The sequence below is a fragment of the Microtetraspora sp. AC03309 genome (assembly GCF_020826795.1).
GTDB lineage: Bacteria > Actinomycetota > Actinomycetes > Streptosporangiales > Streptosporangiaceae > Microtetraspora > Microtetraspora glauca.
The window spans coordinates 56,456-72,272 of record NZ_JADDIL010000009.1 but is presented as its reverse complement, the minus strand read 5'-3'; the positions used below and the strand labels follow the sequence as shown (position 1 = coordinate 72,272).

13 protein-coding genes and 1 pseudogene are annotated in these 15,817 nt (G+C 69.2%); 4 read left to right on the top strand and 10 right to left on the bottom strand.

What is annotated here, in order from left to right:
- Window positions 1-2 precede the first annotated feature (2 nt).
- Window positions 3-290, bottom strand: a complete 288-nt coding sequence (locus tag IMZ11_RS07100) for a hypothetical protein (RefSeq protein ID WP_228638771.1) — start codon at window positions 288-290, stop codon at window positions 3-5.
- 173 nt (window positions 291-463) lie between these two features.
- Here IMZ11_RS07100 and IMZ11_RS07095 point away from each other — a divergent pair, with 173 nt between their 5' ends.
- Complete coding sequence (locus IMZ11_RS07095; protein WP_228638769.1) at window positions 464-1,189, top strand: FadR/GntR family transcriptional regulator; 726 nt, start codon at window positions 464-466, stop codon at window positions 1,187-1,189.
- 126 nt (window positions 1,190-1,315) lie between these two features.
- On the top strand, window positions 1,316-2,386 hold the full coding sequence (gene hisC, locus IMZ11_RS07090; RefSeq protein ID WP_228638767.1) for a histidinol-phosphate transaminase: 1,071 nt from the start codon (window positions 1,316-1,318) through the stop codon (window positions 2,384-2,386).
- Between the two features lie 108 nt (window positions 2,387-2,494).
- On the opposite strand, the gene IMZ11_RS07085 is transcribed toward hisC, so the two are convergent.
- The 3 genes from IMZ11_RS07085 to IMZ11_RS07075 all read right to left on the bottom strand — a co-directional run bounded on the left by IMZ11_RS07085 (window position 2,495) and on the right by IMZ11_RS07075 (window position 6,427).
- Window positions 2,495-3,700, bottom strand: coding sequence for a M20 family metallopeptidase (locus IMZ11_RS07085; RefSeq protein WP_228638765.1), 1,206 nt, complete (start codon window positions 3,698-3,700; stop codon window positions 2,495-2,497).
- A complete protein-coding gene (locus IMZ11_RS07080; RefSeq protein ID WP_228638762.1) occupies window positions 3,697-4,902 on the bottom strand; it encodes an amidohydrolase family protein in 1,206 nt (401 codons plus the stop codon). Before IMZ11_RS07080 ends, IMZ11_RS07085 begins: the two co-directional genes overlap by 4 nt.
- Before the next feature lie 112 nt (window positions 4,903-5,014).
- Window positions 5,015-6,427 carry a hypothetical protein gene (locus IMZ11_RS07075; protein ID WP_228638759.1) on the bottom strand — a complete coding sequence of 471 codons (1,413 nt, stop codon included), beginning with the start codon at window positions 6,425-6,427 and terminating at the stop codon, window positions 5,015-5,017.
- 187 nt (window positions 6,428-6,614) lie between these two features.
- Here IMZ11_RS07075 and IMZ11_RS07070 point away from each other — a divergent pair, with 187 nt between their 5' ends.
- A complete protein-coding gene (locus IMZ11_RS07070) occupies window positions 6,615-8,090 on the top strand; it encodes a S10 family peptidase (RefSeq protein ID WP_228638756.1) in 1,476 nt (491 codons plus the stop codon).
- 104 nt (window positions 8,091-8,194) lie between these two features.
- On the opposite strand, the gene IMZ11_RS07065 is transcribed toward IMZ11_RS07070, so the two are convergent.
- The 5 genes from IMZ11_RS07065 to IMZ11_RS07045 are packed head-to-tail and all read right to left on the bottom strand — an operon-like array spanning window position 8,195 to window position 14,696.
- On the bottom strand, window positions 8,195-9,370 hold the full coding sequence (locus tag IMZ11_RS07065; protein ID WP_228638754.1) for a M20 family metallopeptidase: 1,176 nt from the start codon (window positions 9,368-9,370) through the stop codon (window positions 8,195-8,197).
- Window positions 9,370-10,185 carry an ABC transporter ATP-binding protein gene (locus IMZ11_RS07060; protein ID WP_228638751.1) on the bottom strand — a complete coding sequence of 272 codons (816 nt, stop codon included), beginning with the start codon at window positions 10,183-10,185 and terminating at the stop codon, window positions 9,370-9,372. The genes IMZ11_RS07065 and IMZ11_RS07060 overlap by 1 nt, the downstream gene beginning before the upstream one ends.
- Window positions 10,185-12,125 (bottom strand): dipeptide/oligopeptide/nickel ABC transporter permease/ATP-binding protein, encoded by a 1,941-nt coding sequence (locus IMZ11_RS07055; RefSeq protein WP_228638748.1) that lies wholly within the window; start codon window positions 12,123-12,125, stop codon window positions 10,185-10,187. Before IMZ11_RS07055 ends, IMZ11_RS07060 begins: the two co-directional genes overlap by 1 nt.
- Entirely contained in the window at window positions 12,122-13,111 is a 990-nt protein-coding gene (locus tag IMZ11_RS07050) for an ABC transporter permease (RefSeq protein WP_228638745.1), read from the bottom strand. Before IMZ11_RS07050 ends, IMZ11_RS07055 begins: the two co-directional genes overlap by 4 nt.
- A gap of 4 nt (window positions 13,112-13,115) precedes the next feature.
- Entirely contained in the window at window positions 13,116-14,696 is a 1,581-nt protein-coding gene (locus IMZ11_RS07045) for an ABC transporter substrate-binding protein (protein WP_228638743.1), read from the bottom strand.
- A gap of 262 nt (window positions 14,697-14,958) precedes the next feature.
- Between IMZ11_RS07045 and IMZ11_RS07040 the strand changes: the two genes are divergently transcribed.
- Complete coding sequence (locus IMZ11_RS07040; protein ID WP_228638740.1) at window positions 14,959-15,174, top strand: hypothetical protein; 216 nt, start codon at window positions 14,959-14,961, stop codon at window positions 15,172-15,174.
- Window positions 15,175-15,222: 48 nt separating this feature from the next.
- On the opposite strand, the pseudogene IMZ11_RS46635 reads toward IMZ11_RS07040, so the two are convergent.
- Window positions 15,223-15,530, bottom strand: a pseudogene (locus tag IMZ11_RS46635) (DDE-type integrase/transposase/recombinase); the annotation flags it as partial.
- Window positions 15,531-15,817: the final 287 nt, after the last annotated feature.

The window sequence follows — 15,817 nt, the reverse complement described above, 5'->3', positions numbered from 1 at the left end:
CCTTAGGGAAGTTCATCGGTCGAGGACCAGGCGCGGCGAGCGGCAGCGGGCGACGCGGATGACCATCGTGTCGCCGGCGGCTCGCGTTCAGGCTGAGAGCCGGCGCTTTTCTGCCGGTGCGCGTTCAGCGGGACAAAGGTGTCCGCGCCGCGCTCACGCGCCCGGCGACCGAGCTCGACCAAGCCGTCCGCGGCGTTCCGCCGGACGCCCTCATGCCTGGTGTCAGTGTTCAGCGACAGCCGGATCGACGGCACGTGCGCGATCTTCGTCACGAGGACGATCGAGCCCATCGCGCACCTCTTCCAAACCGAGCCGACCCCGCAAATCATGTATATGGTTATGGCTGTTCTGGGAGGGTGTCAACCATTTGTATGGTTTCTATGGATGAGGACGCGTGGAAGACGCCCCGCCGCGCGACGAACGATCTACAGTTGACGGGTCGCCGCACACGGGAGAAGCCGGAATGTACGACGCAGACACGGTCACCGAGGTGACCTTCGACCGCACCGACGCGCGGTCGTCGATCGCCGAGACGCTGGTTGAGCGCCTCGAAAGCGCGATTCGCCGCAACCGCCTCATGCCGGGCCACCGCCTGGGCACGAAGGACGAGCTCCGCCAGCAGTTCGGCGTCGCGCCGGCAACGCTGGCCGAGGCGATCCGCGTGCTGCGGTTGCGCGGCGTGCTGGACGTGCGCCCGGGGCCGGGTGGCGGCATCTTCGTGGCCGAACAGTCACCACTGGTCCGGCTCGGCCACGACATGCTCCAACTCGGCCACGACGGCGCGTCGGTGACACACTGCCTGGCCGTCCTGGACGTGCTCGACCAGGAGGTGGCGCTCGACGCGGCCGCCCACCGCACCGAACGGGACATCGACGAGTTGGTCGAGATGATGGAGCAGCTGCGGCGATCCTGGCCGGACGCGGCCGAGGCCCAGCGCCGCAACTGGGACCTGCACCGCCGCCTCGCCCTGATCTCCCCCAACATCCTGCTGCGGACCATGTACACCCGGCTGGTCGACTACATCAGCAGAGACCTGTCCTCCGCCATAACCGCGGAGGACTTCCGCAAGGGCTCCGACGACCGGCTCCAGGTGCACGTCGACCTGATCGAAGCGGTCATCCGGGGCGACCAGCGCGGCGCCGAGGCCATGGCCCTGCGCCACCGCGGGCTGACACGCGACGACCGCTGACCTCGAGGATCTCGAGGACCCGGAAGGGGCCGGCGCCGAACGGGCGCCGGCCCCTTCCGCGTCTTGCTCTTCTACAAGAATCATTATATAGATTTACGTGATTTTGTTCTCTGTGAGAGGAGTGAGATGACCGTCAAGCACCGCGCCGCCATCGACGAGCTGGTCTCCTACAAGCCGGGCCGGGCTCCTGTGGCGGGCCGTCCCCAGGTCAAGCTCTCTTCGAACGAGATGCCGTTCGGACCGTTGCCGACCGTGCTGGATGCGATCTCGCACGCCGCCGCCACGTTGAACCGCTACCCCGACTTCCACCGCGTGGAACTGACCGAGGCACTGGCGAGGCGGCATGACGTGGATCCGTCGCAGGTGGTCGTGGACAACGGCTCCGGCGCGCTGCTGCAGGTCCTGGCCTCGGTCATCGCCGGTCCGGGCGACGAGATCCTCTACGCGTGGCGGGCCTTCGAGAGCTACCCCATCGTGACCGCGGTTTCGGGAGCCACCGCGGTCGCGGTCCCGCTGGACGAGCAGTACGCCCACGACCTGCCCGCGATGGCGGCGGCGATCACCGACCGGACCCGGATGGTGATCATCTGCAACCCGAACAACCCGACCGGCACCGTGGTCTCCCGGGTCGAGTTGGAGAAGCTGCTCGACGCGCTTCCCGACGACGTGCTCGTGGTGCTGGACGAGGCCTACCAGGACTTCGTCACCGACCTTCGCTCGCCGTGCGGCATCGACCTCGTCGGCGAGCGGCCCAACGTCGCCGTGCTACGCACGTTCTCCAAGGCGTACGGCCTGGCCGGGCTGCGGGTGGGGTACTGCGTGACCCGGCCGGAGACGGCCGACCTGATCAGGAAGTCGATCGTCGGGTTCTCGGTCTCCACCCTGGCCCAGGCAGGTGCCCTCGCCTCGCTGGCTCCCGAGTCCGCCGTCGAACTCAAGCGGCGCATCGCCCACGTCGTCGCCGAGCGCACCCGCGTGACCGACGAACTGATCCACCTGGGCGTCCCCGTCGTGCCCAGCCAGGCCAACTTCGTCTTCATGCCGATGCCCGACGGCCCGGCCATGGCCGCCGCGTTCGAGGAGCGCGGGGTCATCCTCCGCGCGTACGGCACGGACGGGCTGCGCATGACGATCGGCGCGACCGAGGAGAACGACCGCTTCCTCACCCTCGCCGCCGAACTGCTGCGGCGGTCCTGACCTTGCCGGCGCCGACGCCCGGGCAGTCCGCCGCGGGTCGTCGGCGCCGAAGGTGGGACATCAGGCGGTCGTCACGCCGCCATCGCGGCACAACCCACGCCGAGCCGCTCAGCCCCGAGCTGTGACGTGGCGCAGCGCGAGTGCGGCAAGCGCCACAGCCTGGTCGGCGAGCACGCCATCGTCGAAAACCGCACGAGGCGAGTGGTTCATCTCCGCCCGCGCCGGATCGACGTGGGACGGCGTCGCCCCCAGGAACACGAAGGCTCCGGGCACCTCGTCGAGCACGAACGAGAAGTCCTCCGAGGCCATCACCGGCGACTCGAGCCGTTGCACGCGGTCGACCCCGAAGGTCTCGGCCAGCGTGTGGATGGCGGCGTCGGCACGCTCCGCGTCGTTGACGGTGACCGGATAGACGATCTCGAACTCCGTCTCAGCGCGGCAGCCGTGGGCTTCCGCGATACGCGTCGCGAGCGCGGGCAACTCCGTGGCCAGGCGTTCGGACGACGCCTTCGACATGGTGCGCACCGTCCCGCCGAGCTCCGCATGCTCCGGGATCACGTTGAGCACGTCGCTGGCCGCGAGCTTCGCCACCGAGATGACGACCGGATCGAACACGGACACGCGACGGGTGACGTACGACTGAAGCGCGAGCACGATCTCCGCGAGCACCGGTACCGGATCCACGGCCTCGTGAGGGCGCGAACCGTGTCCGCCGCGTCCGATGACCCGCACACGCAGCACGTTCGCACCGCCCATGAGCGGACCGGGACGCGTGGAGAACGTGCCGGGCGCACCAGGGAGAACATGGATGCCATACGCCGCCTCGACGCGCTGCCCGGCCGCCTCGAGAACGCCCTCGTCGATCATCAGGGGGGCGCCCCCGCCGGCTTCCTCTCCGGGCTGGAACATGAAGACGACGGAACCGCAGATCTCGGATCTCCGAGCCGCGAGCAACTGCGCCGCACCGACGAGGCCGGCGACGTGCAGATCGTGGCCGCAGGCGTGCATGGCACCGTTCTGCGACGCGAACTCCAGCCCGGTCTCCTCACGGATCGCAAGCGCGTCCATGTCCGCACGCAGCAGCACCGAGGGGCCGGGCCGGTCTCCGCGAAGGACGGCGGTCACAGAACTGAGACGCTCACCCGTGCTGATCTCAAGCTCGAGCGGCTTGAGCATCTCGATGATCGCCGCCTGGGTGCGCGGCAGGTCGAAGCCCACCTCGGGTTCGCGATGCAGACGGCGTCGAAGTGCGATGAGACCTTCGGCGAGTCCGGCGGCGTCCTCGCGCAGCGACTCGGGCGTCGACGCGCTCATCGCCCGGCCCACCGATCCGCCACGATCGGCGCGCCGCTCTCGACTCGGTAGACCTCACGTCCGTGGATGTGCACGCGCTCAACGGTCGAGCCGACGTCGAGCGGGTCGCCGCTCCACACGACGACATCGCCGTCGCGGCCCGGCTCCAGTGCGCCGACCCGCTCGTCGAGCCCGGCGATCTCAGCCGCGGCCGAGCTGATCGCCGAGATCGCCTCGTCCCAGGTCAGTCCGGCTCTTCGGGCGACGGCCGCCTGGAGAACGAGAGCGTCGATCGGCACCACCGGGTGGTCGGTGCAGATGGCGGTGCGGACGCCGGCGCGCGTCAGCGCGACGAGATTGTTCACGGACGCCTCGCGGGTCTCGACCTTGCCTCGGGTGCTGAGCACTGGGCCGAAGATGACGGGCACGTCGCGTTCGGCCAGCTCGGCGGCGAGCCGGTGGGCCTCAGTGCCGTGGTTGAGCACGAGGCGAAGGTTGAACTCGTCGGCGATCCGCAGCGCGGTCGCGATGTCGTCGTGGCGGTGCACGTGCTGGTCCCACACGAGGTCGGCTGCCAGTGCCGCGGCGAGCGCCTCCTTGCCGAGGTCGCGTGCGAAGAACTCGCCCTTCTCTTGGGCGTCGGCCCGCCGGGCGGCGTACTCGCCCGCCTCGATGAGCGCCTTCCGGATGACGAGCGCGACGCCGAGCCGCGTGCGCGGCAGCTGACCGCGCTCCCCCCAGGCGTGCTTGGGGTTCTCGCCCAGGGCCGACTTCATCCCGACCGGATGCTTCACGACCTGCTCGTCGACGGTCCGGCCGCCCCAGGTCTTCATCGCCACGCTCGTCCCGCCGATCGGGTTGCTCGATCCTGGCTTCACGACGACGGTCGTGACTCCGCCCGCGAGCGCGTCCCGGAAGGCACGGTCCTCGATGTTGATGCCGTCGATGGCACGCACGGCGGACATGTCAGGTGCGCTGACCTCGCTGGCATCCGCGCCCGCGGGGCCTTCACCGTCCTCGTGGGCGCCGATGTGGGTGTGCGTGTCGACGAACCCGGGGAGCACCCAGCATCCGTCCGCCTCGATGATGGGGACGCCCTTGGGTACGAGTGGATCGTCGTCGACGCGTTCGATGACGCCGTTTCGCACCAGGACCGTGCCGCGGTCGATGACGCGGCCGGTGCCGGTCACCACGCGTCCACCGACGAATGCGACATCCGCCATGCTCACTTCCCTTCCCTGCTGTTGCCGAGCGCGGCCATCCGCCGCGCGAGTGTGTCGATGCCGACGCCGGCGAGAAAGTCGGGTCGCGCGGGTGCGCTCCCGGCGTCGTCGGTCACGCTGTTCCCTCGCGGACGAAGGCCCTGAGGTCGTCCGACAGCGCGGTCAAGCTGTGGGGATCGGTGTACATCATGTGTCCGGCCGGGTAGCGTCCCTCGCGCAGACGCGCGGCCGGCAGTCCATACTGCGAGCGCAGGTGCTCGAGCGAGCCGACGGTCGTCAGGGTGTCGAAGTGTCCGGTGCCGAAGAACAGGCGCGCGCCGGCATTCGCACGGAGCAGCGCCGCGAGGTGCGCCGGGTAGTCGAACATCGCGAAGGGCGAGGGCATCGCGCTGCCGCCGAACCGTGCGACGGCGGCGTTCTCAAGGTAGTTCCAGCGTTCATGCGCGGCGACGGCGACGCGGTAGCGCTGCTCGCGGGGGATCCCCAAGTGCTCGGTGAACAATCGCCGTGCGGCGGCGTAGAAGACGGGATCGAGTCGTACGGACGCGGCGTCGATATGCGGCTCGCCTGTACCGGCCGGCGCAGGCAAGGTGTAGCGCGCGTCAGTCAGCCCGAGCACGAGCCCTCGGTCCGCCAGGAGCAGCGTACGGAACTCCTCTTTGTCGACACGCAGGCGGCGCGCCCGGAGTTCCGCGGCGCCGAGTCCGGTGAAGCCCGCCAGTCGCTCGACGACGGGGGCAGGCATCTCGTCGGTGAGCAGCGCCACCGCGTACTCGTCCACGGCGAACGCGTGCGCCCGGCGCACCACCTCATCCAGGGCGAGCGCGCCGTGGGCGCTCTTCCCGTGGTACCACGCGGTGGCGGCGAGCAGCGGGAGGGCGGCGACGAACCCGACGGGGTTGCCCGGACGTTGTGTGGTCTCCTGCGCGTTCACGCACTGGCCGAGCATGGCGACGCCGGAAACCGCGACCGGCTCATCAGCGGCGAGAAGGGCTGTGGCGGTGAGTGCGGCTCTGATCGTGCCGTAGCTCTCGCCGAGCAGGTAGACCGGTGATTCGAGCCGGTTGTGGCGCTCCAGCCACGACCGTACGATCTGCGCGGTGATCGCGGCGTCGCGGTCGACGCTCGAGATCGCGGCGGGTTCGACGCCGTCAGCGAGTCGGCCGAAGCCGGTGCCGATCGGGTCGACGAACACCAGGTCGGCGGTGTCGATGAGGGCGTCGGGGCTCGGTGCCAGCGCGTCGCGCACGACGGGTGCGACGTCGAGCTCGTGGGGCACCGCGGCGCGCCAGGGGCCGAGTCCACCAAGGTGGAGCCACACAGAGGCACAGCCCGGCCCGCCATTGAAGAGGAAGAGCACCGGGCGCTCCACCTCTGCCGGGTCCCGGATGTACGCGAATGTCCACGCGTCGCCGAGCGTGCGCTCCGACTCGTCGGCGATCGAGATGCGCCGCACCTCCGCCGTGAATTCAACGCGGGCGTCACGGATCACCGCGGAGTGCCGGCTCGTGTAGTGCTGGGGCATGTCGTGGTCCTCGCGAAGCCATCACATAAATAGTTATAATCATTTAAGATGATATGAAACGGGAGTTACCACTGTCAACAGCAGTCGGGACCCGAAGACGACGTAGCCCCACACATCGCGTGAACGGGCCATCACGGAACATTCCGCTAGGCTATTCGCAATAATCGTATGTATTGATTGGAGCAGGATGACCGATCCCGCAGCCGCAGTCGACGCGGAGGAACGCGTCGAGACCCGGCACACGATCCGATTCGGCGAGCGCACGCTCGAGTACACCGCGGCCGCGGGAACCGTCGTCGTCCAGGACGACCAGGGGCGCCCGAGGACGAGCATGTTCTACGTCGCGTACTCCGCCCTCCAGGAGGAAGGCGCCCCGAGGCGACCGATCACCTTCCTCTTCAACGGTGGACCCGGCTCGGCGAGCCTGTGGCTCAACATCGGCGGGTTCGGGCCGAAGCGCACACCGACCGCGACGCCGGCGGCGACCCCGCCCCCGCCGTACACCGTCGGCGACAACCCGCACAGCCTGCTCGAGCACAGCGATCTCGTCTTCCTCGACGCCCCCGGCACCGGCTATTCGCGCCTGCTCGGCGACACGTCGGCCGCGGAGGTCTGGGGCGTCGACCAGGACGTCGACGCGTTCGCCCGCGCGATCACCCGCTACCTCACCCTGACGAACAACTGGAACGCGCCCCGTTTCCTCTTCGGCGAGTCGTACGGCACGACGCGAGCGGCCGCGCTCGTGCATCGGCTGCAGAACCAGGGGCTCGACTTCAACGGCGTCGTGCTGCTCTCGACCATGCTCAACTGGGCGGAGAACCACCTCGGTCTCGACCAGGAGCACATCAACCTCCTGCCTTCGTTCGCCGCGACCGCTTGGTACCACGGCCGGTCCCGCATCGACGCGACGAGCATCGAGCAGGTACTGGATCAGGCGCGCGAGTTCGCACAGGGCGAGTACGCGACGGCGCTCCAGCTCGGCGACCGGCTCCCCGCCGATCGTGAGCAGGCGGTCGCCGAGCGGTTCAGCGCGTTCACCGGCCTCGATGCCGACCTCGTGCGCCAGCGTCGGTTCCGCGTCGGCATGGAGCCGTTCCGCTACGCCCTCCTCGCCGACAAGGGCCGGGTCGTCGGCCGCTTCGACACTCGATTCGTCGCCGATCACCAGTACGTGGTCGGCACCGGCTCGCACGATCCCGCGACCGACGACGCGGCGACGGCCGGCGTGAACAGCGCGCACCTCTCGGCGTTCCGGGAGCACCTCGCCGGCGATCTCGGCTACACGAGCGATCTGCACTACCGCCACCTGTACAACATGGTCATCTCGCGTGCGTGGGACTGGCACCACAAGGCCCCCGGCGTCGACGAACCGATGCCGGTGCCCGTCGTGAGCCTCGACCTCTCGGCGGCGATGCGCCGCAACCCGAACCTGCGGGTCGCGGTGATGGGCGGCATCTACGACCTCGCGACTCCGTTCTTCGGCGCCGAAGTCGACATCGCCAAGCTGTATCTCGCCCCGCATCTGCGCGGGAACATCGAGTTCCGCTTCTACGAATCGGGCCACATGACGTTCGTCGACGAGGTCGTCGTAGCGCGGATGAAGGCCGACCTCGCGGCCTTCTACGCCCGATCGACCGCTCACAAGCCGGTCGACCCCTCCTGACGGTTCGGCGAGCGAGGCGGAGCGAGCCGCGCGGGGCATGAGCACCGCACGGCTCGCGGATCGCCTGCGTCAGGCCACCGACGCCGTCCTCACAGTCCGCACAGTCAGCCGAGGTGCCGGATCGCCAGCGACGCGAGCGCGACGGCCTGGTCGGCGAGTACGGCGTCGTCGAAGACGACGTGCGGCGAATGGTTCGGCGCGGCCGTCTCGTGATCGATGTCGCGCGGCGTCGCGCGGAGGAAGACGAAGACCCCGGGCACTTCGCGGAGGACCTGGCTGAAATCCTCCGATCCCATGACGGGAGCGGGTGAGACGCGGACGCGCTCGTCGCCGAAGGTCGCCGACAGCGTGGCCAACGCGTCGGTTGCGAGGGCGGGGTCGTTGACCGTCGGGGGGCACACCACGCGTACCTCGACGTCGGTGTCGCACCCGTGGGCCGCGGCGACACCCCTGACCAGCCCGGGAAGCTCGGCCTGCAGCCGGTCGAGCACATCCGCGGACAGCATGCGGATCGTCGCGCCGAGCTTGGCCTCATCCGTAATGATGTTGCGGGCCACTCCGCCCGCCTGCAGTTGCGTCGTGGTGAGGACCACAGGGTCGAAGACGTCGAACCGACGCGTCACGAACGTCTGGAGTGCCTGGACGAGCTCGGCGACGGCGGGCACGGGATCGACCGTGAGGTGCGGGGCGGAAGCGTGGCCGCCTCGACCCCGGACGACGACATCCAGCTCGGCGCATCCGGCCATGAGCGGCCCGGGACGCGTCGAGAAGACGCCGAACTCGCCTGGTACCACGTGGATGCCGTAGGCCGCGGTGGGGCGCGCCCCCGCGGCGTCGAGCACCCCCTCGGCGATCATGCGAGCAGCGCCGTCGCCGAGCTCCTCGCCGGGCTGGAACATGAACACGACGTCGCCGGCGAGCTTTTCGCGCTGCGTGTGCAGGAGCATCGCGGCACCGACGAGTCCGGCCACGTGGAGGTCGTGTCCGCACGCGTGCATCGCGTCTCCACGCGCGCGATAGGGCAGGTCGACCTCCTCACGCATGGGCAACGCGTCCATGTCGGCACGCAGCAGCACCACCGGTCCGGGACGGCCGCCCCGTAGCACCGCCACGACCGAATCCAGCTCCTCGCCGAGCGTGACCTCGAGGTCGAGGTCCGCCAGCGCGGTGATGATCCGCTCCTGGGTCCTTGGCAACCGCAGACCGAGCTCGGGGTCCGCGTGGAGCCCGCGGCGCAGGCGGATGAGCTCGGGCAGGATCCGGCGGGCGTCCTCGTGCATCAACGCAGACCGTCCTCATCGGCGAGTCGGAGCAGGTGGTCGGTGCCCGCGTTCTCGATGCGCGGGATCGCCGACACGAGCGCCTGGGTGTAGGGATGGCGCGGATTCGCGACGATCTCCTCCGCGTCGCCGTACTCGACCACGCGTCCGCGGCTCATCACCGCGGTGGTATCGGCGATATAGCGGACGGCGGCGAGGTTGTGGGTGATGAAGATCATCGAAAGTTCGAGCTCACGCTGCAGGTCGCGGATGAGATTGAGCACCGCGCCCTGGACCGAGGCGTCGAGCGCCGAAGTGATCTCGTCGGCGACGATGAGCCGCGGACGCACGGCGAGGCACCGCGCGATGGCCACACGCTGTCGCATCCCGCCCGATATCTGCGACGGGTACTGGCCTGCGACCGCCGGCTTCAGCCGCACGAGCTCGAGCAGTTCGCGGACGGACGCGGCCCGCTGCTTCGCGTCGAGGTCGCGGTGCGTGGTCAGGGCCTCCTCGATCGTCTCGCCGACGGTCATACGCGGGTTCAGCGACGAGTAGGGATCCTGGAAGATCATCTGCACGCCTTGCGCACGGCGACGACGGTCCACGCCGCGCGTATGCAGAAGGTCGTCGCCGTCGAGCGTGATGCGCCCGGATGTCGCGCGCTGCAGCCCGGCGACCGTGCGTGCGACGGTGGACTTGCCCGACCCCGACTCCCCGACCAGGCCCACGATCGTACCGTGCGGTACGGTCAGTGAAACCCCGTCGACGGCGTTGAAGGCGCGTTGACGGTGACCGAAGGTCACGACCAAGTCCTCGATGACGAGTTCGGCCATCAGGCTCCTACCTCCTCGCGTCCAGGTGTCGTGTCAGGTGCGATCGCGTCTTGCGGATGCCAGCACGCGACCCGGCCGCCGTGGCGGTGCGGAACAGGGACGGGGGTCTCGGTCCGGCAGAGCTCGGTCGCGAACGCGCAGCGGGCGGCGAAGGCGCACCCCGTTATGGGACGCGACAGGTCCGGCGGCTCGCCGGGGATCGTCACCAGCGGCGTCGTTCGGTCGGTGTCGAGGTCGGGAAGCGATGCGGTGAGCGCCCTTGTGTAGGGATGCGCAAGCCGCTCCGGGGTCGCGAGGAGGGCGATGTCGACGTCCTCGACGATGCGGCCGGCGTACATCACGAGAATCCGCTGGCAGAGCTCGGCCAGGACGGCGACATCGTGCGACACGACGATGGCGGCCGTGCCCGACTCGGCGCACTCGCGACGGAGAAGCGCGAGCACACGCCGTTGGACGGTCACGTCGAGCGCCGTGGTGGGCTCGTCGGCGATGATGAGCGACGGCGAGCCGATCTGCGACATCGCGATGAGCGCACGCTGGCGCATGCCTCCTGAGAACTCGTGCGGGAACTGCTGAGCGCGGTGCGCGGCATCGGGGATCTGCACGTCGTCGAGCGCTCGGACCGCCATCTCATGCGCCTGTCCACGGCCGACGGCGCCATGGACGCGCGGGATCTCGGCGAGCTGGGTACCGACGCGCAGGGCGGGATTGAGCGCCGTGAGGGAGTCCTGGAAGACCACGCCGACGCGGGTCCCGAGCACCTTGCCCGCAGCCGCGGGCGTGAGGCCGGTCAGGTCCTCACCGTCGAAACGGAGCCGTCGGGCGGTCACGGCCGCACCCGCCGGGGCGAGCTGCGCGACCGACATCATGGTGACGCTCTTGCCGCTGCCGGACTCGCCGACCACGCCCACGATCTCGCCCGGGGCGATGCGGAAGGAGACATCTTGGACGGGGCGAATCCAGCCGTCCGGTCCGGGAAAGGAGACCGAGAGCCCGTCGACCTCGAGAAGCGGGACGATCGTCTCCGCACGGTCGGTCGCGGTCGCGGACGGCGTCTCCGCCGGTCGCTCGGCGACCGGTGCCGGGCCGAGCCGGCGAGGCGACAACGCCTTCCCGTGCTCACGGTTGCGCAACTGCGCGGCGAGCGACTCACCGAGCATGCTGAACGCGAGGCCGGCGAACACGACGGCGACACCGGGGCCGATGGCGGCGACGGGCGAGTTGTACACCTCACCGAATCCCTCGCTGAGCAGCCGTCCCCAGTCGAAGTCCGGCGGCTGCACGCCGACGCCGAGGAAGCTCAGGCTGGACAGCGCGAGCAGGCCACCTCCGATCGAGGTGGTCACGTTGACGATGACGGGCTCGGCGATGTTCGGAAGCACGTACCGCGTGAACTGGCGCCTCCGAGAGACACCGAGCATGCGCGCGGCGGCAAGGAACTCGGAGCCGCCGACGCGCGAGGAGAGCGTCTGCGCGAGGCGCGCGAACGACGGTGTCATCGTGAGCGCGAGGGCGACGACCGCGGTCGTGGCCCCCGGCCCGAGGAGGACTACCGTGAGCATGGCCACGAGGAGCACCGGGAACGCGAGCCACGTGCTGACGACGCTCGCGAACCAACGCTGGGCGCGAGCGCCCAGCACCGCGGGCAGGGCCCCGAGCAGCAGGCCGATGCACGCGCCGATGAGTGTCGCCGCGATGGCCATCACGAGCGAAAGCCGGGTGGCCACGAGCGTGCGGAGGAGGATGTCGCGACCGAGCTTGTCGGTGCCGAGCAGGTGCTCAGCGGACAGGGGCAGCGCGATGGAGTCGGGATCCGCCGCCACGGCCTCGTCGCCCCACACGACCGGAGCGAACACGGCGAGCAGGACCAGCACCCCGAGCATGCACATGGCGATGATCGCCATCGGCTGCCGCGACAGTGCGGAACGGCGGGTCGTCATGAGGTCTCCAGGAGCGAGGTACGCCGGTCGAGCAGGGAGAGCACGAGGTCGACGAGCAGGTTGACGACGAGGATGATCGCGGCGTACACGAGCGCGAGGCCCTGGACGATGCCGTAGTCCTTCGTCGTGATGGCTCCTACGAACGCCATTCCGAGCCCCGGCCAGTTGAACACCTGCTCGACCAGCACGCTGCCCGCGATCATCGCCCCGAGCAGCGTCCCGCCGATCGTGAGCGTCGCGGTGAGCATGTTCGGCAGGGCGTGCCGGAAGTAGACCATCCAGGCGGGGAGCCGCTTCGAGCGCGCCGTACGCACGTAGTCGTCCTTGAGCGTGTGGAGAGCCTCGATACGGGCGATGCGTGAGATGGACGCGGCCGCCGACACGGAGAGGGCGATCACGGGCAGCAGGTACGACGCCGGGCCTGTGCGCCCGGCGACGGGGAACGCGTGCAGCGTGATGGCGAAGACGATGACGAGGACCACGCCCAGGAGGTATTCGGGGATGGCGGCGATGAAGGCCGTGATCCCCGTGAAGACCGCCTCGGCGCCGCGGCGGCCGTTGCCCTGGGTGATGATCGCGATGCCGAGACCCACCGGGACGGCGACGAGCAGCACGACGAGGAAGGCGATGCCGGCGAGCTCGAGCGTCGCGGGCAGCCGGTGCGAGACGAGCTCGGTGACGGAGCGGCCCGTGATGATCGAGACACCGAGATCGCCGCGGAACAGGCCCGAGAGATAGTCGAAGTACTGCACGATGAGGGGATCGTTCAGGCCGAGCATCTCCCGTCGGGCCTGCACCACGCTCTCGTCCGCGGTCGCGCCGAGCGCGGAACGGACAGGGTCGCCCCCCGCCATCCGCAGCACGAGGAACGCGACGGTGATGATCACCCACATCGCGACGAGCATGCGCCCCGTGCGGCGCAGAAGGAAGCCGAGCCACCGGTTGCCGCCGCGGCGGCTACCGGACACGGATGTCGAGGGCGTCATCAGGCTACTTCGACTCCGACACGCGCAGGCTGGTGGGCACTACGAGCGTGTTGGAGTTCAGGTTGAACGTGACGCCGTTGCCGTAGGCGGTCTCGGTCGACTCGTACAGCGGCAGCACTTCGAGGTCCTTGACCAGCGACCGCTGCGCGGCCTCCCAGCCGTCGCAGCTCTTTTCGCCGGCCTGGCCCTGGGCCGTGGCGGTCAGGTCGAAGAACTCCTGGTTGGTGTTGTACGTCCAGTTGCCGCCCTTCGGGGGGAAGTCACCCGAGAGGATGCCCTGCCACGTGTTCGGCAGGGTCGTCGAGATGGGAGCCCACAACATGTCCCAGTCGCCGCCCTGGAAGATGACGTCGGTGTACGACGGCGACGGCGTCGGGGTCGCCTTCACCCCGATCTCGGCGAGCTGCTGCTGGATGAGTTCGATACCCGAGACAGCCGACTTGTCGGAGTTCGCGGGATAGAGCAGCACGAGCGACAGCGGCTTGCCGTCCTTCTCCCGGGTGCCGTTCGCGCCCTTCACCCAGCCGCCCTGGTCGAGCGCGGCCGCCGCGGCATCCTTGTCGAACGCCGTGAGCGCCGGAGTGATGTCGGTCGTCTTGCAGACGTTGCTGTACGACGTCGTGAGGCTCTTCATCGGCGTGCCGCGACCGCCCGTGCTCACCTTGCCGACCGCGTCGCGGTCGATGGCGCCGGCGAGCGCCTGGCGCACGGCGAGGTCGTGGGTCGCGCGACCCTTGGCCTGGTTGAAGAACACCAGGCCCGGGCGAGCCGGAACGTCGATCTTGTTGAGGCCGAGCGAGTCGAGCCGCTGGCGATCGTCGCCGGCGATGAGCCCGAGGTTCACCTCACCCGACTGGAGCATGTTGGCGATCGTCGACTCGCTCTCGACGACCTGGACGGTCACGGTGGCAGGCAGTCCCTGCGTCTTGGCGGTCACTCCACCGGCGCCCCATGCGTACTCGGGGCGGAGCTTGAGCGTGTAGCTCTGGCCGGGCGACGACTCGGCGAGCTTGTACGGGCCGGTGCCGATCCACTCCTTGTCGAGCTTGCCGGGGTCGGCCGAGCCTGCGTGGCAGACGACCGGCATGAGGCCGATCGTCGCGAGCAGGAAGCTCTGCGGGGTGTCACTGTGGAACGTGACAGTGCGGCTCGCGTCATCGGCGTCGATCTTGAGTCCGGTGGCCGGGAAGTACACGCCGCGGTACGGGGATCCGGTCTCCTTGAGGCCGGCATAGTCGAAGCTCGCCTTGACGTCGCTCGCGGTCAGCGGGGATCCGTCGGCGCAGACGATGCCGTCCTTGAGGGTGAAGCGCAGCTCGGTGGTCGACTCCTCCCACTTGTCGGCGAGCAGTCCCTGCGGGTCGGCGCCGGCCGTGAAGGACACGAGAGACTCGTAGCCGAACGCGGCGAGGTTCTGGGCCGCCACGGTCGCGTTCTTTATGGGGTTGAGCTGGCCCGGGTCGCCGGCGAGCGCGTAGGTGACGCCGTCCGACGCTGCGTCGCCATTGTCGGTCGCGCTGCAGCCGGTCAGCGCGAGCACGCTCGCACCTACGGCACCGACGAGGGTAACAATGCTTCGTTTCATGGTGGTCCTTCAACACAGGCGCGGAGCACACGCCCGGACTAAATGAATGTTATGAATTATGTAGATACTGATGTTTCGACGGTGTAACGATTCGTGACACGAATCTCGGGCACGCGAGGCCGCACCATGACCCACGCGCACTCAACGAACCGCCCGACCCGCACCCCTCCCCCTCCGTGGCCGAGCCTCCGTGGCCGAGCCTCCACCGCCCAGGGCCGCCATACGGGACGCCGGCGTCGCGCCGGCCTGAACCGAGATCCCCATGCGGCGCTCCGGGATCGTCGCCGATGGCGATGGAGTCGATCCGGTCGACGCACGAGCACAGCGCATGGGAGGCGACATCGAACTGGACGCCGGGCATGGAGAAGCCGCGCGAGACCCCATGGACGCCGGGCGCGTCGGCGAGCAGATCACTATCGGCCTGTTCCTTCATCGGACCCCTCCCGCTGATGGCGAAACACTGTATTCGTTACAATGATTCATGGCAACCATGTGTGACCTGCGTGATCACGACGCGCCGGGTCCTGCCCGTCGAGAGGCGAACTCCTGCCTGCTCGCACCGCCGGCCGAAGGCGATCGAGGCGTACTGGGCCGACCGCCCGGATCGCTGTGATGGATCACTCCGGCGCCAGGGCGTCGGTCACCAGCTCAGTCGCATATGGTCGGCCATCGCCCAGCCGACGATCCGCCTGGAGGATACGTCCAGGACCACAGCGATATAGACGAACCCCTGCCAGGTCGGCACGTACGTGATGTCGGCACGTACGTGATGTCGGCCGTCCGGATCCGGTTCGGCTCGTCCGCTTCGAACGTCCGCTTCACCAGGTCGGACGCGGCCACAGCCCGCTATCCGCGATCATCGTGCGGCGGCCCTTACGCCGGGAGACACCGGCCGGCCGCGCGCATCGGCTCCACCATCTGCCGGCGGGACTCCGGCGGACAGTTGTTCGGCACAGTGGACTCCTTCCGGGAACCGGGGCTACCCAGAGGTCATGAGTCCACCAAACCGGGCCGACTTCACTCGACGAGCCGGCCCTCCAGATCATGCACGAGGGCGGGGCCGGATCGTCACCGACGACGGACCGGTCATCCTGACCCTCCCCTGACGCCCGAGAGAACGC